We start from the raw sequence: 18925 nt of genomic DNA on the forward strand, positions 1-18925 counted from the left end.
CAAGGTAGGAAACATGGCCGAGTCAGCCTCGCTGGCCGTCACACAAGCCGACCCGACGCTGATCCCGGCCGAACAGGTCGCGCTGGAGGCGCAGGTCGATCCCGAGATCGGCCTCACGGCCGCCGAGGCGGCCGCCAGATTGGAGCGCTACGGGCCGAACCAGTTGACGGCCGGGGCCACCGAGCCCGCCTGGAAGCGGATGCTGAAGCAGTTCGCCGATCCGCTGGTCTACCTGCTGCTCGCGGCGATCGCCATCTCGCTGATCGCCTGGGCCGCTGAGGGCGCGGCGGGCGTTCCCGTCGACGCCATCGTCATCGCCCTGATCGTGATCGCCAACGCGGTGATCGGCTTCGTGCAGGAGAACAAGGCGGAGGACGCCGTCGCGGCGCTCGCCGACATGACGGCCGCCCACTCCACGGTGCTGCGCGACGGCAAACTGGTCGACCTCGAGTCGGCGGGCATCGTGCCGGGCGACATCCTGGTGCTGTCCGAGGGCGACGCCGTCGGGGCCGACGCGCGGCTGCTGACCGCCTCGTCGCTGCGCGTCCAGGAGGCGTCGCTGACCGGCGAGTCCGAGGCCGTCACCAAGGACGTGGCCGCGCTGACCTCACAGGTGCAACTGGGTGACCGCCTCAACATGGTCTACAAGGGCACCGCAGTGGCCCGAGGCGTCGGCCGCGCCGTCGTCACGGGCACCGGCATGGACACCGAGATGGGCCACATCGCGACCCTTCTCGACCAGACGAAGGGCGACAAGTCCCCCCTCGAACTCGAGATCGCCAAGATCTCCAAGGTCCTCGGCCTGCTCGTCATCGTCATCGCGGTCGTCGTGATGGCGGCGGTCGCGCTGATCAACGGGGTCCGCTCGGTCGGCGACGCCGTCGACATCCTGCTGATGGGTGTCTCGCTCGCGGTCGCGGCCGTCCCGGAAGGGCTCCCGGCGATCCTGTCTCTCGTGCTCGCCATCGGTGTGCGGATGCTCGCAGGCCGAAACGCCGTCATGAAGGACCTGCATTCGGTCGAGACCCTCGGCGCGGTCAGCGTGATCTGCTCCGACAAGACGGGCACCCTCACCAAGAACGAGATGACGCTGCGGGAGATCGTCACAGCCTCGGGGCGGGTCAGGCTCTCCGGCATCGGGTACGAGCCGACCGGAGAGGTCCGCCTGGTCGGCAGGGGCGAAGAGGTGATGGCGGAGGTGCACCGGGTGATCGGCGCGGGCGTGCTCGCCAACAACGCCCAACTGGAACACGTCGGCGGCCAGTGGCAGATCCAGGGCGATCCGACCGAGGCGGCCTTCCTGGTGGCCGAGCGGAAGATCGAGGGCGTCGGGGATCTGCTTGCGCAGTACCAGCGCGTGGGCGAGGCCCCGTTCGACTCGGAGCGCAAGCTGATGTCGGTGCTTGGCCACAACCCTGAGCTCGGCATGTCGCACGTCTTCACCAAGGGCGCCCCGGACGTGCTGCTCGAGCGGTGCGTCGAGGAGCAGGTCGGGGGAGAGGCGCACGCCCTGACCGATCAGCGACGCGCGGAGATCTCCGGCCAGATCGTCGACCTGAGCGAGGAGGGCTACCGGACGCTGGGCGTCGCGTGGCGCGAGGCGGAGGACCTCGACGCCGAGGGAGGCTTCGACGAGGAGTCCGAGCATGACCTGGTCTGGGCCGGGTTCGTCGGCATCATCGACCCGCCGCGCGAGGAGGCGACCGCAGCGATCAAGGACGCGCACCGTGCGGGCATCCGCACCGTCATGATCACGGGCGACCACCCCGTCACCGCCGCCAAGATCGCCTCCGACCTCGGCATCGTCGAGGGCGACGACCACCCCCGAGCGGTGACCGGCCGCGAGTTGGACGCGCTCGACGACGAGGGGTGGCGCGAGACGGTGCGTACCGTCTCGGTGTACGCCCGCGTCTCGCCCGAGCACAAACTGCGGATCGTCGACGCGCTGCAGGAGCAGCGGCAGATCGTCTCGATGACAGGTGACGGCGTCAACGACGCACCTGCGCTCAAGTCGGCCGACATCGGCATCGCGATGGGCATCACGGGCACGGAGGTCACCAAGGAGGCCGCCGAGATGATCCTCGGCGACGACAACTACTCCACCATCGTCGCCGCGGTGCGCCAGGGTCGCGTCATCTACGACAACATCAAGAAGTTCATCCGATACCTGCTCAGCTCCAACATGGGCGAGGTCGCCACCGTCTTCCTCGGCGTGGTGCTCGGTGGTGTGATCGGGCTGGCCGACCCCGGTAACCCCGGCGCAACCGTCGTGCCGCTGCTCGCCACCCAGATCCTGTGGATCAACCTGGTCACCGACTCCGGGCCCGCCCTCGCGATGGGCGTCGATCCAGAGATCGACGACGTGATGGCCCGCAAGCCGCGCGGCTTCAACGACCGCATCATCGACTCTCACATGTGGTCGCGCATCATCGGCATCGGGCTCGTGATGGGCATCGTCAACCTCGTCATCTACGACCTTTCGCTTCCCGGCGGGCTGATCGGCGGCCTCGAGCACCTCGCCCCGGCAGGGCAGGAGTTCGCGGTCGCCCGGACGACGGTGTTCACCGCGCTGGTGTTCATGCAGTTGTTCAACGCCATCAACAGCCGCGCCGACGTCACCAGCGCCTTCAGCCATCTGTTCACCAACAAGTGGCTGTGGCTGTCGTTCGCGGGGGTCATCGTCGGACAGGTGCTCGTCGTCGAGGTTCCTGCCCTGCAGCAGGCGTTCGGGACGGCGTCGCTCGACCTGCTGCACTGGGCGGTCGCGGTCGGCGCGGGCCTTGTGGTGCTCGGCTACGAGGAGGTCGTCAAGCTGGTCAGGAGGGCGTCGGCGCGACGCGCCTGACAGGGCCGTGGACGAAGTCGGACCCACCTGAGACGATGGAATCGTGCCCGGGGGTCGCCCGGGCGGGCGGGAGGAGGGGCCATGGCCAGCTGGGATGAGCTCAAGGCGTTCGTGCACCGCGAGTGGAACGCCACCGACCTCGACGACAACAACCTCCAGCTCGTGTTCGAGTTGCCCAGCCTGCGCTCGCAGGCCGTGGTGGTCGAACACGCCTCCAACGAGGAGGCCGACTGGGTGAAGTTCAAGTCGGCCATCGGCCAGCTCAGCGAGATCGACCTGTGGACGGCCGCCGAGGCGCTCAGCCGCAAGGTCGTCGGGGGCATCATCGTCGAGGAGGGCTACGTCGTGGTCGTCAGCGCCATGCCGCTCGCCAACGTCGACCGCACCGACATCATCGAGACGATGTTCAGGATCACGTCGATCGCCGACGAACTGGAGAACCAGTTCCTCGGCACCGACAGCATCTGAGCCTCAGAGGCTCTCGCCCGGCAGTTCCGCCCCGACCTGGCGGCGCAACTCGTCCATGGTCTCCATCACGGCGAGCGTCTCCGACCAGGGCAGCAGTTCCGACTCGGTGCGGCCCTCGGCGATCATCGTGGCAAAGTGCGCGGCCTCGTGGCAGAGGCCCAGGTGTCCAGCGATCGCGGGCGGTGCGGACTCCGCGACCGACCCGTCACGCGCGATGACGGCGACCTGCTGCGGCGCGTAGAACGCGCCCGGGATCTCGACCCTCGCCTCCGAGCCGGAGATCAGCGCCACGGTCGGAGTCTTGGCGGCAAGCGTCGTGTTGACCATGGCGTGCGCGTTCGGGGCGGACTCGTAGTCGCTCAGCAGCCCCGAGATCTGCCTGTCCACACCGGTGAAGGCCTTGGTTCCTGCTGCCTGGATGCGCCCGGGTCGGCCGAGCACGAAGTGGCTGAACGATACGGGGTAGACGCCAAGGTCGAGCATCGCGCCGCCCGCCTGCTCCGGGTCGAACAGGCGGAAGGTGGCGTCGTCGGCGAACCACTGGCCATGGTCGGCGAACACCGCCTCGAGTTCGCCGAGCATCCCCGACTCCAGCACCTGCCGCACGATGTCGGTCGAGGGCAGGAAGCGGGTCCACATCGCCTCCATGGCCGCGACCCCTGCGGCGCCGGCAGCGTCGAGGAGTTCACGGGCCTCCGCCGCGTTGCGGGTGAATGCCTTCTCGACGAGCACCGGCTTGCCCGCCTCGATGGCGAGCAGCGCGCCGCGCAGGTGCTCGCTGTGCGGGGTGGCCACGTAGATGGCGTCGACCCGGTCGTCCGCGGCCAGTTCGGCATAGCTGCCGTAGCTGCGGTCGGCCCCGAAGCGCTGCGCGAAGGCGCCCGCCCGTTCGCTGCTGCGCGATCCGACGGCGACCACGCGGCCGCGGGTGTTGGCGTGCAGCGCCTCCGCGAAGGCTCCCGCGATGCCGCCGGGGCCGATCACGCCCCAACGCAGCGGGGGAGCGGCCATCGGGTCGGGGGTGCGGGGAGCAGGAAGCGAGTTCGTCATGGTCCCATTACATCGTGCCGGACGTGTCCTCGTCAGCGGGTCCGCGCAGGTGGCGGGCGTCAGCCCTTGTCGCGGTTGTAGGCCGCCGTGAACCGGTCGAGCAGGTCGAGGAACTCGTCGGCCCTGTCGCCCAGTTCGCGCAGCGCCGCGCCGTAGCCGCCGAGGAGGTCGCGCATGTCCGCGTCGAAGGCCGCCGCGCCCTCCGGGGTCGGCTCGACGAGGAAGGCCCGGCCGTCCGGACCACGGTGGCGCTGGATCAGCCCGGAGCGGATCGACGCGTTGACCTGCCGGTTGACGGTCGACTGCTCCAGTTCGAGGGCCTCGCCGACGTCGCGCAGCGTGCGGGGGGAGTCGACCGACAGCAGCCACAGGAGGCGGGCCTCGGCGGGGTTCATCCTGAGTCGGTGGGAGATGGTCCGACGCTGCGTGTCGAAGCGGACGAGGAGTCCCGCGAGCCTGCGCTCGGGGCACGGGGCGCGTCGCTGCGCCCGTCCTGGTTTGCGGAACTGCTGGGCATGTAGGTAGCATACAACCGTATATGTAGGGTACATACATAGATAGGTCTTATGCGCAACGACACCCCCTCCACCACCACTTCCGCCAAGCCGACCCGCCGCGTCCCGGCGATCATCATCGTCGGCGTGCTCTGCTTCGGCAGCCTCTCCGCGGCGCTCATGCAGTCACTCGTGATCCCCATCCAGCGGGAACTGCCGCACCTGCTCGACACCACCGCGTCGAACGCCTCGTGGGTGGTGACCGCCACGCTGCTCGCTTCGGCCGTGACCATGCCGATCGCCGGTCGCCTCGCCGACATCGTCGGCAAGAAGCCGGTGCTGATCGCATCGTCGCTGCTGCTGGTGCTCGGCTCGCTGGTCTGCGCGCTGTCGGGGACGCTGGCGCCGGTGCTGGTCGGCCGGGTGCTGCAGGGAATGTCGATGGGCTACATCCCGGTGGCGATCTCGATGGTCCGGGAGGTCGCGCCGGAGCGGAAGGTCAACACAGCCGTCGCGGCGGTGTCGGCGACCATGGGCGTCGGCGGGGCTCTTGGGCTCCCGCTCGCGGCCTGGATCGCAGAGGAGGCCTCCTGGAACATGCTGTTCTGGGTCTCGGGTGGCCTCGCTGCCGCCGTCGCGGTGCTGTCGCTCGTGCTGCTTCCCAACCCCGACGACGCGCACCCGGCGCGCCTCGACCTGGTGGGCGCCCTGGGGTTGGGCGTCGCGCTCGTCTCGGTGCTCGTGGCCGTGTCGAAGGGCAGCGAGTGGGGCTGGGCCGATCCCAAGACGCTCGGGTTGCTCGCCTTTGGCGTCGTCGTCGCGCTGCTGTGGGGCTGGTACGAACTGCGCCACGAGGCGCCTCTCGTTGATCTGCGCACCACCGCCAAGCGTCCGGTCCTGATGACGAACCTGGCCGCGCTGCTGATCGGCTTCGGCATGATGGCCCAGGCCATCGTGGTGCCGCAGTTGCTCGAGATGCCGGGCAGCACCGGCCACGGACTCGGCCAGACGATCCTGCAGGCAGGCCTCTGGATGGCGCCCGCCGGCCTGATGATGCTGTTCTTCGCCCCCGTCTCCAGTCGCCTTCTGAGCGGCATCGGGGCCCGGGCAACCCTCGCGATCGGCGCCCTGGTGCTGTCGGGCGGCTACGTGCTCGCGGTGTTCCTGATGGGCGCACCGTGGCAGTTGACGCTGGCCACCTGCGTCTCGTCTGCGGGTGTGGCGATCGGTTACGCCGCGATGCCGACTCTGATCATGGACAACGTCCCCGAGGACGAGGCCGGCTCGTCGGTCGGCGTCAACGCGCTGATGCGGTCCATGGGCACCACCGTCGCGGGGGCTGTGATGGCGGCGGTGCTGGCAGGGCAGAGCGTCACGGTCGACGGCGCCGCGGTGCCGAGCCTGACGGCGTTCCAGATCTGCTTCCTTGCAGGCGCGATCGCCGCGGCCTCGGGAGCCGCGCTCGCGCTGCTCGTTCCCCGCGCCCGCAAGTCCCGGGCCGCCTCGGTCGTCCTGGAGGCCCAGCCCGCCGGTTAGTCGAGTGCCGTCGCCCGCTGGGTTGGGTGAGCACTTGAGCATGTTTGGTGGCTCGTTGCGCGACACGCCGGGTTTGAACGATCAGATCCGAAACGAGTTACCAAACATGCTCAACGACCCGCCCGCGCCGCGCCCGGAAGTCCCCTGCCGTCTCGGTCGTCCCGGCTCAGCCGACCCAGGTGACGCGGCCGGCGCACACGGTCGCACGGACGCGCATCGACCGCAGCCGCGAGGCGACCTCGTCGGCCGGACCCGCGGCCAACGGGTCCGACTCCAGCACGACGACGTCGCCCCGCGCGCCGGGCGCGAGCCGTCCTCCGTCGGTGGACCCGGCCAGGGCCTCGGCGGCGGTCAGCGCCTGGTCCTGGTGCCAGCCCGGCCGCGCGTCCCCGCTGCGGTGCACCGCAGCGGCCATCGCCAGCCAGGGGTCCGGGGGTGAGACGGGCGCGTCCGATCCCAGCGCAAGTCGCGTGCCCGCGTCGAGCAGTGAGCGCGCCAGGAAACTGCGTCCACCTCGCTCGCCCCAGATGGCCTCGGTGAGGTCGCGGTCGTCAAGCAGGTGCGCCGGCTGGATGCTCGCCGTCACGCCCAGCGCGGCGAAGCGCGCCACGTCCTCCACCCGCAGCAGTTGAGCGTGCTCGATCGAACCGTGGGCGCCCGTCGCCTCGAAGGCGTCGAGCGCGACGGTGTTGGCGCGGTCGCCGATCGCGTGCACCGCGACCTCCAGACCGGCGCCCGCAGCCCGGCTCAGCAGGTTGCGCAGGTGCTTCGAGCTGAGGTTGGGTGCACCTGAAGACTCGGAGTCGACGTAGGGCTCGCAGCACCAAGCGGTCCTGGTCGACAGAGAGCCGTCGCTGATCACCTTCAGCGGCCCCATCGTGGCCAGGCCGGTGCCCTCCAGTGGCGCGCCGGTCCGGAGCCCCGACGAGATGACCTCGTCGAGTTGGTGCTCGTAGAAGCCTGCCCGCACCCGCAGCAGGTCGAGCCCACCCGCGATCCGCCGCGGCCAGTCGACGTGCGCGTCGCTGAACTCCAGGTCCACGATCCCGACCAGCCCCCGCGAGGCAAGCAACCGCGCGCCTGCGGCCTCCTCGGCAAGGCTGGGTGCGACCCCGGGCAGCGCGCCGAGGCCCGCTAGCACGGGGAACCACTCGGCCTCCTGCAGCGGCCCGCCACGGGGAGCCAGGCCGGCCAGTCGCAGCGCCGCCGAGTTCAGCCACCCGTTGTGTGCGTCCCCGGAGATCAGGAACACCGGTCGGTCGCCGCTGACGGCGTCGAGATCGGCGACGGTGCCCTGCCGGGGCCAGCCGGCGCTGCGGTGCCCGAAGCCGATCAGGGGCCGGCCGGGGGACGGCGGTGCCGCCGCGATCAGCCGACGCACACCGTCGGCGTCATCGGCGGAGGACACGTCCAGCCACGCGCGCGAGCGCACCCACTGGCCGAAGTGCACGTGGGCATCCCACAGTCCGGGGATCAGCCAGCCCTCACCGGCGTCGAGCACGGTCGCGTCGCTGGCGTCGAGGTCGGGGCCGACCTCGACGATCCGCCCGTCGCCGACGCGGACGTCGGCCGGGCGTCCCGACCCGACGAGCCGACCCCCGCGGATCAGCAGCGCGCTCATCGCTGTGCGGTGGCCCTGGGCGGGGTGAGCGCCGGGGTCAGCAGGAGGGCGACGACGGCGGCGGCCGGGATGGTGATCAGTGCCCAACGGATGCCCACCGAGTCGGCGACAAGACCGATCAGCGGCGGGCCTGCGAAGAAGCCGACGCGCATCAGCCAGGTGACGAAGGTCAGGCCGTTGCCGTGCGCCATCCCCGGTAGTTCGTCCGCGGCGTGCATCGCCATCGGGATCGCCGTCGCGATGCCCCAGCCTGCGCACGCGAAGCCGATCAGGGTGGAGACGGTGGACGGGAACGCCACCGCGACGGCCATGCCGAGGCCCGCGATGATGACGCCCTGGGTGACGGCGAGGCGGGGCCCGATCCGGTCGGTGAGCGCGTCGCCTGTGAACCGGCCGATCACCTGGGCGCCCTGGAGCGCCACGAAGGCCATGCCGACCACGAAGGGGGTCACCTCGAACATGGAATCCATGTAGACGGCTCCCCAGGAGGCGCCGGAGTCCTCGATCAGCCCGACCGAGGCGCCCAACAGGCCCAGCGCGATGAGCCTCGGCACCCAGCGGCGAGGGATGCCGCGGGAGACCTCGACCTCGGAGGCGGCGGGCTCAGCGTCGGCGCCCTTCAGCAGCAGCGTCTTCGCATAGATGGCCATCGCGCCGAACAGCACGAAGGCGGCCGCGGCCTGGATCCAGATCGGCAGTCGGGCCTGAGCGGCGATCGCGCCCAGGAAGCCGCCGCAGACGGCGCCGACCGACCACCAGCCGTGCAGGCCGTTGAGGATCGAGGAGCCGTAGAGCTTCTGGACGCGCAGCCCGTGGGCGTTCATGGAGATGTCGCTGATCGCGTCGAAGCCGGCATCGCGAGGATGCCGAGCGCGAACACCGGCCAGATCGTCGCGTTTCCGTAGACGCTCAGCATCGCGAGGCCGAGCAGGGCCGTGACCAGGTTGACGCTGGCGGAGGAGTACCTGCGGATCAGCCGGGCGGTGAACAGCCCGGCGATGAGCCCGCCGAGCGGGCCGAGGCCGACGACAAGTCCCCAGCCGAGGTCGCCGAGGCCGAGCGAGGCCTTGATCTCGGGATAGCGGGGCAGCAGGGACGCGAAGCCGACCCCGTTGAGCCAGAACATGATCGTGACGCCCCAGCGGGCTCGCACGATCTCGCGGGTGGGTGCCATCAGGCCCCCCTCGGGCTAGGGCGCGAGGGCCTCGAGAACCACGCGCGGATCAGGATTGGTGTGCGGCTCGCCGTCGATCACGACCGTCGGCACCGTCTCGTTGCCGCCGTTGACGCTCGCGACAAAGTCTGCGGCCTCAGAATCCTGCCAGATGTTTACCCACTGCGCATCATCGCCCCTGCGCCCCAATGCGGCGCGCAGCCGTTCGCAGTAGGGGCAACCGGGCCGCCAGTAGACGATGACCCTGCGGTCGCCGTCGGGCAGCGCCATCACGTCCGACATCGTCTTCGACCTCCCACGGGACCACGGGCTGACCCACCACGCCACCAGGCAGCAGCACAGGAAGATCAGCACCCACCAGATGCTGAACCGCCATCCGCTGACCAGGCCCCCGACGATGACGCCGACGGCCGGCCAGGTCACCCACATCCAGCGATCCATGGGGCCAGCCTAAGGGCGGCTCAGTGCCCGAACGAACTGGTGTCCCTGCCGAGGGCCGTCTCGAGTTGCAGCAACTCGTCCACCATCTCGCGGGGCAGCCTCCAGCCGAACGAGTCGAACCAGCGCCCGATGCGTGGCACCTCGTCGCGCCACTCGTGCTCCTGGTAGCCGACGACGCCGTGCAGGTCGGCCTCCGAGATGTCGAGGCCTTCGACGTCGAGGCCTCCGTCGGCGGGCAGGTAGCCGATCGGGGTCTCGACCGCCGTCACGTCGCCGGCGATGCGCTGCGCGATCCACTTGAGCACCCTGGAGTTCTCGCCGAAGCCGGGCCACATGAAGCGGCCGTCCGTGTCGCGCCGGAACCAGTTGACGTAGAAGATCTGGGGGAGCTTGTCCGCGTCGGTCCTGGCGCCGACGTCGATCCAGTGCTGCACGTAGTCGGCCACGTGGTAGCCGATGAAGGGGAGCATCGCCATCGGGTCGCGGCGCAGCACGCCGACCGCGCCCTTCGCGGCCGCCGTCGACTCCGAGGAACAGGTCGCGCCCATGAAGACGCCGTGGCGCCAGTTCCGGGACTGGGTGACGAGCGGGACGGTGTTCTCGCGTCGTCCGCCGAAGATGATCGCGTCGAGGGGGACCCCGTCGGGTCGTGGTACTCGTCGGCGAGGATCGGGCACTGCTCGATCGGGGTGCAGAAGCGGCTGTTGGGGTGCGCCGCCTTCTCCTCCGGTCGGCCCCCCTCTGGCCCAGTCCCGCCGTGCCACGGGCGGTCCTTCCAGTCGCGCAGCAGTTCCGGCTTCTCGGGCGTCATGCCCTCCCACCAGACGGCGCCCTCCGGCGTCAGGCCGACGTTGGTGAACACCGAGTTGCCCGCCTCGATCGAGCGCATCGCGTTGGGATTGGTCTCGTAACTGGTGCCGGGGGCGACCCCGAAGAAGCCCGTCTCCGGGTTGGTCGCGTACAGCCGTCCGTCGTCGCCGAAGCGCAGCCAGGCGATGTCGTCGCCAAGGGTCTCGACCCTCCAGCCGGGGATGGTCGGCTCAAGCATCGCGAGGTTGGTCTTGCCGCAGGCGGACGGGAAGGCCGCCGCGATGTTGAACACGCGGCCCTCGGGGAGGTGAGCTTCAGGATCAGCATGTGCTCGGCGAGCCAGCCCTCGTCGCGGGCCATCACCGAGGCGATCCGCAGCGCGTAGCACTTCTTGCCGAGCAGGGAGTTGCCGCCGTAGCCCGAGCCGTAGGACCACACCATCTTCTCGTCGGGGAAGTGGACGATGTACTTGGTCTCGTTGCACGGCCACGGGACGTCGTTCTGACCCTCGGCCAGCGGCATCCCGACCGAGTGCAGGCACGGCACGAACCCGGCCCCGGACGTCTCGAGCGCGGCGAGCACGTCGGCCCCCATCCGCGTCATGATCCGCATCGACAGCACCACGTAGGCCGAGTCGGAGACCTCGACGCCGAACTTGGGGTCGGCCGCGTCCAGGTGCCCCATGCAGAACGGCATCACGTACATCGTCCGGCCGGCCATGCAGCCGTCGTACAGGTCATGCATGATGCGCTTCATCTGGACGGGGTCCATCCAGTTGTTCGTCGGCCCGGCGTTGCGCTCGTCGTTCGAGCAGATGAACGTCTGGTCCTCGACGCGGGCGACGTCGTCGGGGTCGGTGCGGGCGTACAGAGAGTTGGGCAGCAGTTCGTCGTTGAGCCGCACCAGGGTGCCCGACGCCACGAGCGCGTCGGCGAGCCGCTCGGCCTCCTCGGCGGAGCCGTCGCAGTAGTGGATCGCGGCGGGCTTGCACAACTCGACGACCTCATCGAGCCAGGCGAGCAGGCGGGGATCGGTAGGAGCTGTGCCGGTGCTGGGAAGCTCCCGGCGGCGAGTCTTGGATTCGGTGAGCATCGGTCTCCTCGTTCGAACCGGCGTCGTCTTTGAGCGGTTCTCTCCATCGTCACACTACCGAAGCCGCCGTTGGGCTCCACATCGCTGGCGTGTCGCGCGCTGGTAGTCTCGCGACTGTGCGTATCGCCCTGAAACTAGCCGTTGTCGTCTCCGTGGCGGCCGCCCTCAGCGGCTGCACCGCGGAGCAGGCGCCGACCAAGCAGCCGAGCTCGCCGGCGGCGTCGAGCCCCGCCTCGACGCCCGCGTCGCCCGACCCTGCGCCCGTCGCGAGCCCGACGGCGGAGCCCACCGAGCTGGAACCGCTGGCCGAGACGCCGACCCCGACGCTTCCCCCGGTCGCACAGCCGACCAAGGTCGGCGGCCCGTGGACCCCCGTGGACGTCACCGTCACCACCACCGAGCAGGTCAAGGCGGCCGAAGCGCTGCCGGAGAGCTTCCGCACGTTCCTGGCCTCCAGGGTCGGCGTCGAGGACGACGCGGGCTGCACCACCTCCGAGGTCGTCATCAGGGCCATCCATCCGGACGGCTTCGCCTTCGGCTCTGAGGAGAGCGACTGCGGCGGCGGCCAGGTCGTCTGGGGCATCGACGAGGGCGCCTGGCACTACATCAACCAGTTCGAGGACGCCATCCCCTGCACCGAGTTCGTCACCAACGAGGTGCCCCCGGGCGCGCCGGGGCTGAGGTGCCTCGACGAGAACGGCGACGCCAAGGACTTCTGAGGACCGCCCGTGAGGATGTGGTCGCTCCACCCGAGCCTGCTTGACCGCCAGGGGCTGATCGCCTGCTGGCGAGAGGCGCTGCTCGCCCAGGCCGTGCTGGCCGGGCGCACCGCCGGCTACCGGCACCATCCGCAACTGACCCGGTTCCGGGAGGCCCAGGATCCGATGGCGGCGATCGGGGCCTACCTCATGGAGTTGGCCGACGAGGCGACCGCGCGGGGCTACCGCTTCGACCGGACGCGCATCGACGGCCCCCTCGAGTCCGCGCCGATCAGAGTGACGACTGGGCAACTGCGCCTGGAACGCGATCACCTGGCGGCGAAGCTGCGGGTCCGTTCCCCAGAGTGGTTGCCGCGCCTTGACGCCTCGCCCACCCCGCATCCTCTCTTCGTGACGGTCGACGGCGGCCCAGAGCCGTGGGAGCGGGCCTCGGGAGACTGAGGGCGCGGATCAGTGCTTCTCCTCGGCGACGATCAGGTCGCGCAGCGCCGCATCGGGGGAGCGGCCCAGGTCCAGCAACCGTCCGGCGCGGTAGGCGTCGAACACGCGTGGGTCGATGTAGCTGGACCGGGCGACGGCGGGCGTGTTCTGCAGTGCATCGGACGCGGCCTTCGCGGCGGCAACCTCAGCGCGGTGGGCGGCCGTCTCGCCGTCGACGAGACCCGTTCGGGCAAGCGACTCGGCCGCCGCGATGGTTCCCCGGAGGGTGCGGAAGTCCTTGGCGGTGTAGGGGCCACCAGTGATCTCATGCAGGTAGGCGTTGACCTCCGCCGGGTCGAGGTGGTGGAGGTCTCCGGAGGCGCGGTAGCGCAACAGGCGATCCTCCGGGTCGCCGTCGAGCAGCGTCGCGACGGCCTCGGCCAAGTCGACGTCGACCATGTGCATCACGTCGTGCTGGTGCGACTTGGCGGGGAAGTGCAGGGTGACGTGATGGCCCGCGACGGTGACGTCGCGCTGCTGGAGCGTCGTCAGGCCCCTGCTGCCGTAGCGCTCCAGGTACTCGATCGATCCGACCCGCGGTGAGGCGTCGTCGAGGAACCGGAAGGCGACGGCCAGCACCCGGTGCGAGGGCTCGGCGGGCTTCGACAGGTCGTGCGTCGCCCTGCCCCGGGCGGCGGGGAGGGCCGCGGCGAGGTGGAGCATCTTGTCGAACTTGTGCTCGGCCCTGTCCTCCTTCCACCGCTCGTGGTAGCGGTACTGCTCCCGGCCATCGGCGTCGAGGCCGACGGCCTGGATGTGTCCGAGGGGGTCGGCGCAGATCCACACCTTCGTCCAGGCCGGAGGCAGCGCAAGGGCGTTGATGCGGGCGAGCTCGGCCGCCGAGACCTTCCCTCCATCTGGGCCGCGGTACTCGAACCCGCCCTTGGTCGTGATCCGGCTGATCCCGGGATCCGTTCCTGGTTCGACGCGGTGCAGGGTCTCGTTCATCCGACCAGTATGTGTCGGCTCATCGGCGGACTGTGGGGAAACGGCCATGTCAGACGGCGAAGGCCCGGCTCGTGTTGAGCCGGGCCTACGCCGTGGAATCTGGTCGGGGTGACAGGATTTGAACCTGCGGCCTCGTCGTCCCGAACGACGCGCGCTACCAAGCTGCGCCACACCCCGATGGCCCGTGGGCCACCGGAAATATTAGCCGACGGTGACCCGATTCGCGAACTCGGCCTCAGGCGGGACGCGGCCACAGCGTCAGCAGCGTGACCTCGGGACGGTTCGCGAACCGGTACGGCGCGAACGGGGAGGTGCCGAGGCCGCCCGAGACGTGGAGGTGCGACCGCCGCCCGCCGGAGTCGTGCGTCGAGAGGCCCTTGACCCGGGCGGGGTCGATGTCGCAGTTGGTGATCAGGGCCCCGTAGCCGGGGACGCAGACCTGGCCGCCGTGCGTGTGGCCCGCGAAGATCAGGTCCATGCCGTCGCCGGTCATGGCGTCGAGCAGTTTCAGGTACGGCGCGTGCGTTACGCCGACGTTCAGGCCCGCGTCGGGATCGGCAGGGCCCGCGACCTGTGAGTAGTCGTCGCGGCCGTGGTGGGCGTCGTCGGTGCCGCGGAACGCGATCCGCGTGCCCGCGACGTTAAGCGTGGCGCGCCTCTCGGTCAGGTCGACCCAGCCGAGGGCCGCGAAGCCGTCGCGCAGACTCTCCCATGGCAGGTCGGCGGGCTTGGGTCGGCCGGAGTGGGAGCGGCCGTGGATCAGGTAACGCAGCGGGCTCTTGAAGACGGGGGCGTGGTAGTCGTTCGAGCCGAACACGAACACCCCCGGGACTCCACGCAGCGGAGACATGGCCTCAAGCAGCGGCGCGATGGCAGCGGCCGAGCTGATGTTGTCGCCGGTGTTGATCACCAGGTCCGGCTTGAGCCGGGTGAGGGCGCGGACGAAGTCGAGCTTGCGTGTCTGATGCGCGCTGAGGTGGAGGTCGGAGATGTGCAGCACCCTGACGGGGTCGCTACCCGGCTCGAGCGCCTCGACCTCGACGCGGCGGACGGTGTACAGGTGGGCCTCGATGAGCCCCCAACCGAAGCAGGCACCCCCGAAGGCCGCGAGGGCCGTGACGGCCCTCGCGATGGGATGGGTCATCAACGGTTCGGGTTCGCGGGTGGGGCGATCGTCGCCGGGGCCGCCGGTGGTGCCTGAGTCGCGGGGGTCGACGGTGGAGCAGTCGGCTTTGGCTGTGGCTTGGGGCCCTTCGAGATCCGCAGGTAGATCGTCGAGAACTTCTTCGCCGTCTTGCCCGCGTCGACGCCCAGGTAGGCGCCCTCGCGCGAGTCGGAGTAGACGTAGCGCTTGGCCGTCGAGAAGCCAGCGGCCTCCAGCGTGCGGCGTGCCTCCTCCATGCCCATGCCCCGAGTCGAGGGCACTGCCACCCTCTCGCCCTCGAGGATCTTCTTCGACGGGGCCGTGAACTTCGTCTTCGGCTTCCCCTCGAGCGCCGACTTCATGGCGGGGCGCCAGATCTTGCCCGCGTCGCCGCCACCGGAGCCGTTGAGGCGTCCGCCCTTGACCCGGACACCGTCGACGCTCTTGCGGTGCGTCTTGTAGTAGTCGTTGGTCTTGTCGATCGCGATCATCGCGACGCCCGCCATCTCGGGGGTGTAGCCGGCGTACCACACGGCGGCCGCGCTGTTGGTGGTACCGGTCTTGCCCGCCTCGTCGCGGCCGTCGCGCAGCGCGGCGGGGCGTCCGGTGCCCTGCAGGGCCACCGACTTGAGGATGTGGTTGACGCCGTCGGCGACTTCCTTGGGGATCGTCTGCTTGCAGTTGGCGGACGGGACCGCGACCTCCTTGCCGTCACGCGCGGTGACGGACTTCAGGATGATGGGGTCGCAGTGCACGCCACGGTTGGCGAACGTCGCGTAGGCCTCGGCCATCGACAGCGGGGTGACATCCGCGACGCCGAGCACGAACGAGGGGATGTCCTGCATCGTGCGGAGGTCCTTGCCGTCGGCGAGCTTCACGCCCGCGTTCTTGGCCATGTCGATGCCAGCGCAGATGCCGGTGTCGCGCTCCAACTGGATGAAGTAGGTGTTCACCGAGTTCCGGGAGGCGGCCATCATGTCGATGACGCCGTAGCCCTTCTTGAACTGGTTCTGGGGCGTCCAGTCCTGGTTGAACTTGAACGGGCCGGTGCAGTTCTTGAACGTGGAGCCCTTGAACTGCATGGTGCCCGGCGCGTCGTAGGTCTTGTCAGGGGTCATGCCCTGGCTGAGCGCGGAGGCGAGGATGAACGGCTTGAACGTCGAGCCTGCCTGGAAGCCCTCGATGCCGCCCATGCCCTTCTCGACGTTGTAGTTGTAGTAGCTCTCGCCCTTGCCCTTGTCGTCGCCCATCACGGGCCGCGACTGCGCCATTGCCACGATCAGGCCGGTGCTCGGCTGGATCAGCACTGTGTTGGCGAGCACCGGGTCGGTCGGGGCGACCATCGAGGCGACCGCGGCCTCGGCGGAGGCCTGCGCGGCCGGGTCGATCAGGGTGTGGATCTGGAGGCCGCCGCGGTTGAGGTAGTTGGTGCGCTCCTGCTCGTCCTTGCCCATGCTCGGCATCTTGTCGGAGAGGAGGGTGCGCTTCACGTAGTCGCAGAGGAACGGGTACGGCGACGACACGCAGCCCTTGGCCGTGCGCTGCACCTTCGCGGGGTCGAACGTGACCTCGGCCTTGGCCGCGTCGACGTCCTCCTTGGTGGACATGCCCCACTTGACCATCTGGTTCAGGACGACGTCGCGGCGATCCATCGCCTTGTCGAGATTCTTGGTCGGGTTCAGCGCGACCGGGTTCTGCACCAGGCCCGCCAGCATCGCCGACTGGCCGAGCGTCAGATTCTTCGCGTCGACGTTGAAGTAGTGCTTCGCGGCGGCCTGCACGCCGTAGGCACCGTCGCCGTAGTAGGCGATGTTCAGGTACCGCTCGAGGATCTGATCCTTCGTGAGACGCTCCTCGAGTGCCATCGCATAGCGGGCCTCGATGATCTTGCGCTCGATGCTCACCTCATCGGCCTTGCGGCGGGCGACCTCGTCGTTGGCGGCAACGGCCATCTCGATGCGGACCATCTTGACGTACTGCTGCGTCAGCGTCGACGCGCCCTGGGTGTCGCCTGCGACGGTCTTGAGGAACGCGCGCCCGAAGCCCTGGAAGTCGATCGCGCCGTGCTCGTAGAAGCGGTGGTCCTCGATCGCCAACTGGGCGTCCTGCATGTTCGGCGAGATCTCGCTGAGCGGGACGTAGACGCGGTTCTCGTCGAAGAACGTCGCGAGCAGTTTCCCGTCGGCCATGAACACCTCGGAGCGCTGATGCTGCGGGGGCGTTTCGAGGTCGGCGGGGATGTCGTCGAGCGCGCTCACTGCCATCTTTGCTCCGCTACCCAGCAGGGCGGTGAACGGAACCGCCAAGCCCGAGACGAGTAGACCGGCAAGCACGCTGACCGCCAGGAACATGAGGAATGAGTAAGCCTTCTGGCTGAGGGAGGCAGACTTCATGGCGCCTATCTTACGTGACGAGCCCCAAGACCCTGGTTTCGGCCTTGACAGGGGAAGTTGAGAAAAATGGCACTGTTGCGTTGCGCGGTGGATGCGCTAGCGTCTGTGGCACACGGACTGCGCGAAGGAGGGCAGCACATGTCTCTTGCGGAAGCTAGCGAATGGACGCTGCAGGCCAAGTGTCGAGATTTGGCAGACGCACTTTTCCCGGAGGGTAAGGACCAGAAACGGGCTAGATCGGTATGCATGGGTTGCCCGGTGCGATCCGAGTGCCTCGCAGAGGCCCTGGACAACCAGATCGAGTGGGGCGTCTGGGGTGGCATGACCGAACGTGAACGTCGGGCCTTGCTTCGTTCCCGGCCCGACATCGAGTCGTGGCACGACGTCCTGGTCAACTACGGCGATTCGTCCGACGCGACGATCAGGATCTTCCCGAGCCATCGGCTGAGCTGAGTCGCCAAGGCGGCTCAGTCGCGCATGTAGCGCTCCGGGATGGCGACCTCGCGTCCGACGTCCCACGGCCGGTCCCACCCTGCCAACTCGAGCACCCAGTCGACCAGGTGCGCCGTCAGGCCCCAGATGAACTGCTCGCCCAGGATGAAGGCGGGGCCGGAGAAGCCGCTCGGATGTTTGCCGGTGACCCGCACCTCCGCGGAGGCGAGTTGCGAGATCCGGTAGTCGTGCACCGCGCCGGTCTCGGCGGGGTCGACGGCGTGGAGGTGCTGACCGCCGTCCCAGGTGGCGATGACGGTGGTCACGTCGTAGCGCGAGGCGGGCACCCAGAGCGCTGGCAGTTCCCCGAGCAGTCGCACCTGGCCCCGGTCGAGGCCGATCTCCTCGTTGGCCTCCCGCAGCGCGGTGTCTGCCCTGTCGACGTCCCCCGGATCGACCCGGCCGCCCGGCAGCGCGATCTGGCCGGCGTGCCTGCGCAGCGTCTCTGCCCGCGTGACGAACGTGAGGCTCGGGTCCGGGGCGTCGGTCAGCAGCATCAGCACAGCCGCGGATCGTTCCCCCTTCGGCGTCCTGTCCATCCCGATCGAGCGCACCGGAGGTGGGGTCACCAGCGCGCGCTCCAACCGCTGGAAGGTGGGATCCGTCACGGCGTCACCCCCAGGTACTCGTGGGCGAGGTCCTTCAACTGTTCCTCAGACTCCAGCACCCCCGGGTGCACACCCGCGATCTTGCCGTCCGCCGTCACGAAGATCGTCGTTGGCAGCCCAGGCACCCTCAGCGGTCCCTGCAGCGACTTCGTCTGATCCATCACATGCGGGTAGCGCCAACCGACCAGGTCGGCGAACTCGAGCGCCCAGTCAGGCTTGTCGTCGTCGTAGTTGATGCCGAGGAAGGTGACGCCCTCAAGGTCGGCGAGCGCCGCGCGCAGGTAGGGCGACTCCTCCCTGCACGGAGCGCACCACTGTGCCCACAGGTTGATGATCATGGGTTCGCGGGGAAGGCCCGCCAGGTTCACCACGGTGTCGCTTCCGAGGCACAGCAGCGCGGTCCTTGGAAGCCCGCCGTCGATCTGTTCGGCGGCCGGATCGGTCGTGGGGCAGTCGGGCAGCCCGTACCCGACGCGCAGTTCCTCGAGCCGCTGCTGGGGGACGGGGGGACTGGCGGGCATCCCGGTCGGGACGGTCGGGGCACAGGCGACCAGCCACAGCGTTGCCGCGGCGGCCACCAGTAGCGACATGGTCCTCATCGCCACCGAGC

17 protein-coding genes, 1 tRNA gene and 2 pseudogenes are annotated in these 18925 nt (G+C 69.5%); 6 read left to right on the plus strand and 14 right to left on the minus strand.

Features of this window, described 5'->3' with window-relative positions; genetic code table 11:
- Positions 1-13: 13 nt before the first annotated feature.
- Positions 14-2845, plus strand: a complete 2832-nt coding sequence (locus BW730_RS17535) for a cation-translocating P-type ATPase (protein ID WP_077687398.1) — start codon at positions 14-16, stop codon at positions 2843-2845.
- An 81-nt stretch (positions 2846-2926) separates the two neighbouring features.
- The gene (locus BW730_RS17540; protein ID WP_077687399.1) at positions 2927-3313 is read left to right on the plus strand and encodes a hypothetical protein; all 387 of its coding nucleotides are present in this window, start codon (positions 2927-2929) and stop codon (positions 3311-3313) included.
- Positions 3314-3316: 3 nt separating this feature from the next.
- On the opposite strand, the gene BW730_RS17545 is transcribed toward BW730_RS17540, so the two are convergent.
- Positions 3317-4363: a Gfo/Idh/MocA family protein gene (locus BW730_RS17545; protein ID WP_077687400.1), complete on the minus strand. Its 1047-nt coding sequence runs from the start codon at positions 4361-4363 to the stop codon at positions 3317-3319.
- 59 nt (positions 4364-4422) lie between these two features.
- Positions 4423-4758, minus strand: a complete 336-nt coding sequence (locus BW730_RS17550; protein ID WP_145952956.1) for a MarR family winged helix-turn-helix transcriptional regulator — start codon at positions 4756-4758, stop codon at positions 4423-4425.
- 171 nt (positions 4759-4929) lie between these two features.
- Here BW730_RS17550 and BW730_RS17555 point away from each other — a divergent pair, with 171 nt between their 5' ends.
- A complete protein-coding gene (locus tag BW730_RS17555; protein WP_077687402.1) occupies positions 4930-6393 on the plus strand; it encodes an MFS transporter in 1464 nt (487 codons plus the stop codon).
- Between the two features lie 166 nt (positions 6394-6559).
- Here BW730_RS17555 and BW730_RS17560 read toward each other — a convergent pair whose 3' ends face one another.
- The 6 genes and pseudogenes from BW730_RS17560 to BW730_RS19670 form a co-directional block, all read right to left on the minus strand.
- Positions 6560-8014 carry an amidohydrolase gene (locus BW730_RS17560; RefSeq protein ID WP_077687403.1) on the minus strand — a complete coding sequence of 485 codons (1455 nt, stop codon included), beginning with the start codon at positions 8012-8014 and terminating at the stop codon, positions 6560-6562.
- Positions 8011-8838, minus strand: a complete 828-nt coding sequence (locus BW730_RS17565) for an MFS transporter (protein ID WP_226996893.1) — start codon at positions 8836-8838, stop codon at positions 8011-8013. Before BW730_RS17565 ends, BW730_RS17560 begins: the two co-directional genes overlap by 4 nt.
- Complete coding sequence (locus tag BW730_RS19660; RefSeq protein ID WP_226996894.1) at positions 8835-9188, minus strand: MFS transporter; 354 nt, start codon at positions 9186-9188, stop codon at positions 8835-8837. The genes BW730_RS17565 and BW730_RS19660 overlap by 4 nt, the downstream gene beginning before the upstream one ends.
- A 15-nt stretch (positions 9189-9203) precedes the next feature.
- The gene (locus tag BW730_RS18350) at positions 9204-9629 is read right to left on the minus strand and encodes a glutaredoxin family protein (RefSeq protein WP_145952957.1); all 426 of its coding nucleotides are present in this window, start codon (positions 9627-9629) and stop codon (positions 9204-9206) included.
- A gap of 20 nt (positions 9630-9649) precedes the next feature.
- Positions 9650-10929 (minus strand): annotated as a pseudogene (locus BW730_RS20445) (phosphoenolpyruvate carboxykinase (GTP)).
- Positions 10851-11531 (minus strand): annotated as a pseudogene (locus BW730_RS19670) (phosphoenolpyruvate carboxykinase (GTP)); the annotation flags it as partial. The pseudogenes BW730_RS19670 and BW730_RS20445, both read right to left, overlap by 79 nt.
- 116 nt (positions 11532-11647) lie before the next feature.
- Between BW730_RS19670 and BW730_RS18710 the strand changes: the two are divergent.
- Together BW730_RS18710 and BW730_RS17585 are read left to right on the plus strand one after the other, a co-directional pair.
- Positions 11648-12250 (plus strand): hypothetical protein, encoded by a 603-nt coding sequence (locus BW730_RS18710; RefSeq protein ID WP_158522724.1) that lies wholly within the window; start codon positions 11648-11650, stop codon positions 12248-12250.
- Between the two features lie 15 nt (positions 12251-12265).
- Positions 12266-12691, plus strand: a complete 426-nt coding sequence (locus tag BW730_RS17585) for a pyrimidine dimer DNA glycosylase/endonuclease V (RefSeq protein WP_226997248.1) — start codon at positions 12266-12268, stop codon at positions 12689-12691.
- Between the two features lie 9 nt (positions 12692-12700).
- Here the strand turns inward: BW730_RS17585 and BW730_RS17590 are convergent, their stop codons facing one another.
- The 4 genes from BW730_RS17590 to BW730_RS17605 all read right to left on the minus strand — a co-directional run bounded on the left by BW730_RS17590 (position 12701) and on the right by BW730_RS17605 (position 17215).
- Positions 12701-13678 (minus strand): DNA topoisomerase IB, encoded by a 978-nt coding sequence (locus BW730_RS17590; protein WP_158522725.1) that lies wholly within the window; start codon positions 13676-13678, stop codon positions 12701-12703.
- A 100-nt stretch (positions 13679-13778) separates the two neighbouring features.
- Positions 13779-13855 (minus strand) — tRNA-Pro (locus BW730_RS17595).
- 58 nt (positions 13856-13913) lie between these two features.
- Positions 13914-14822, minus strand: coding sequence for a metallophosphoesterase (locus tag BW730_RS17600; protein ID WP_077687407.1), 909 nt, complete (start codon positions 14820-14822; stop codon positions 13914-13916).
- Positions 14822-17215, minus strand: coding sequence for a transglycosylase domain-containing protein (locus tag BW730_RS17605; protein WP_226996895.1), 2394 nt, complete (start codon positions 17213-17215; stop codon positions 14822-14824). The genes BW730_RS17600 and BW730_RS17605 overlap by 1 nt, the downstream gene beginning before the upstream one ends.
- Positions 17216-17353: 138 nt before the next feature.
- Here BW730_RS17605 and BW730_RS17610 point away from each other — a divergent pair, with 138 nt between their 5' ends.
- The gene (locus tag BW730_RS17610; RefSeq protein WP_077687409.1) at positions 17354-17668 is read left to right on the plus strand and encodes a WhiB family transcriptional regulator; all 315 of its coding nucleotides are present in this window, start codon (positions 17354-17356) and stop codon (positions 17666-17668) included.
- A 14-nt stretch (positions 17669-17682) separates the two neighbouring features.
- Here the strand turns inward: BW730_RS17610 and BW730_RS17615 are convergent, their stop codons facing one another.
- On the minus strand, positions 17683-18207 hold the full coding sequence (locus BW730_RS17615) for an NUDIX hydrolase (protein WP_418082055.1): 525 nt from the start codon (positions 18205-18207) through the stop codon (positions 17683-17685).
- Positions 18208-18311: 104 nt separating this feature from the next.
- Positions 18312-18914, minus strand: a complete 603-nt coding sequence (locus BW730_RS17620) for a TlpA family protein disulfide reductase (protein ID WP_226996897.1) — start codon at positions 18912-18914, stop codon at positions 18312-18314.
- Positions 18915-18925 lie beyond the last annotated feature (11 nt).

It is taken from the genome of Tessaracoccus aquimaris (assembly GCF_001997345.1).
In the GTDB taxonomy this organism is placed as follows: domain Bacteria; phylum Actinomycetota; class Actinomycetes; order Propionibacteriales; family Propionibacteriaceae; genus Arachnia; species Arachnia aquimaris.

Bases quoted from the DNA above. Each gene is read 5' to 3' on its own strand.
- BW730_RS17620 (WP_226996897.1), bottom strand. From the start codon at position 18,914: ATGAGGACCATGTCGCTACTGGTGGCCGCCGCGGCAACGCTGTGGCTG.
- BW730_RS17600 (WP_077687407.1), bottom strand. From the start codon at position 14,822: ATGACCCATCCCATCGCGAGGGCCGTCACGGCCCTCGCGGCCTTCGGG.
- BW730_RS17555 (WP_077687402.1), top strand. From the start codon at position 4,930: ATGCGCAACGACACCCCCTCCACCACCACTTCCGCCAAGCCGACCCGC.
- BW730_RS17605 (WP_226996895.1), bottom strand. From the start codon at position 17,215: ATGAAGTCTGCCTCCCTCAGCCAGAAGGCTTACTCATTCCTCATGTTC.
- BW730_RS17590 (WP_158522725.1), bottom strand. From the start codon at position 13,678: ATGAACGAGACCCTGCACCGCGTCGAACCAGGAACGGATCCCGGGATC.
- BW730_RS17535 (WP_077687398.1), top strand. From the start codon at position 14: ATGGCCGAGTCAGCCTCGCTGGCCGTCACACAAGCCGACCCGACGCTG.
- BW730_RS17565 (WP_226996893.1), bottom strand. From the start codon at position 8,838: ATGAACGCCCACGGGCTGCGCGTCCAGAAGCTCTACGGCTCCTCGATC.
- BW730_RS17545 (WP_077687400.1), bottom strand. From the start codon at position 4,363: ATGACGAACTCGCTTCCTGCTCCCCGCACCCCCGACCCGATGGCCGCT.
- BW730_RS18350 (WP_145952957.1), bottom strand. From the start codon at position 9,629: ATGGATCGCTGGATGTGGGTGACCTGGCCGGCCGTCGGCGTCATCGTC.
- BW730_RS17560 (WP_077687403.1), bottom strand. From the start codon at position 8,014: ATGAGCGCGCTGCTGATCCGCGGGGGTCGGCTCGTCGGGTCGGGACGC.
- BW730_RS17540 (WP_077687399.1), top strand. From the start codon at position 2,927: ATGGCCAGCTGGGATGAGCTCAAGGCGTTCGTGCACCGCGAGTGGAAC.
- BW730_RS17550 (WP_145952956.1), bottom strand. From the start codon at position 4,758: ATGAACCCCGCCGAGGCCCGCCTCCTGTGGCTGCTGTCGGTCGACTCC.
- BW730_RS19660 (WP_226996894.1), bottom strand. From the start codon at position 9,188: ATGGCACCCACCCGCGAGATCGTGCGAGCCCGCTGGGGCGTCACGATC.
- BW730_RS17610 (WP_077687409.1), top strand. From the start codon at position 17,354: ATGTCTCTTGCGGAAGCTAGCGAATGGACGCTGCAGGCCAAGTGTCGA.
- BW730_RS17585 (WP_226997248.1), top strand. From the start codon at position 12,266: ATGTGGTCGCTCCACCCGAGCCTGCTTGACCGCCAGGGGCTGATCGCC.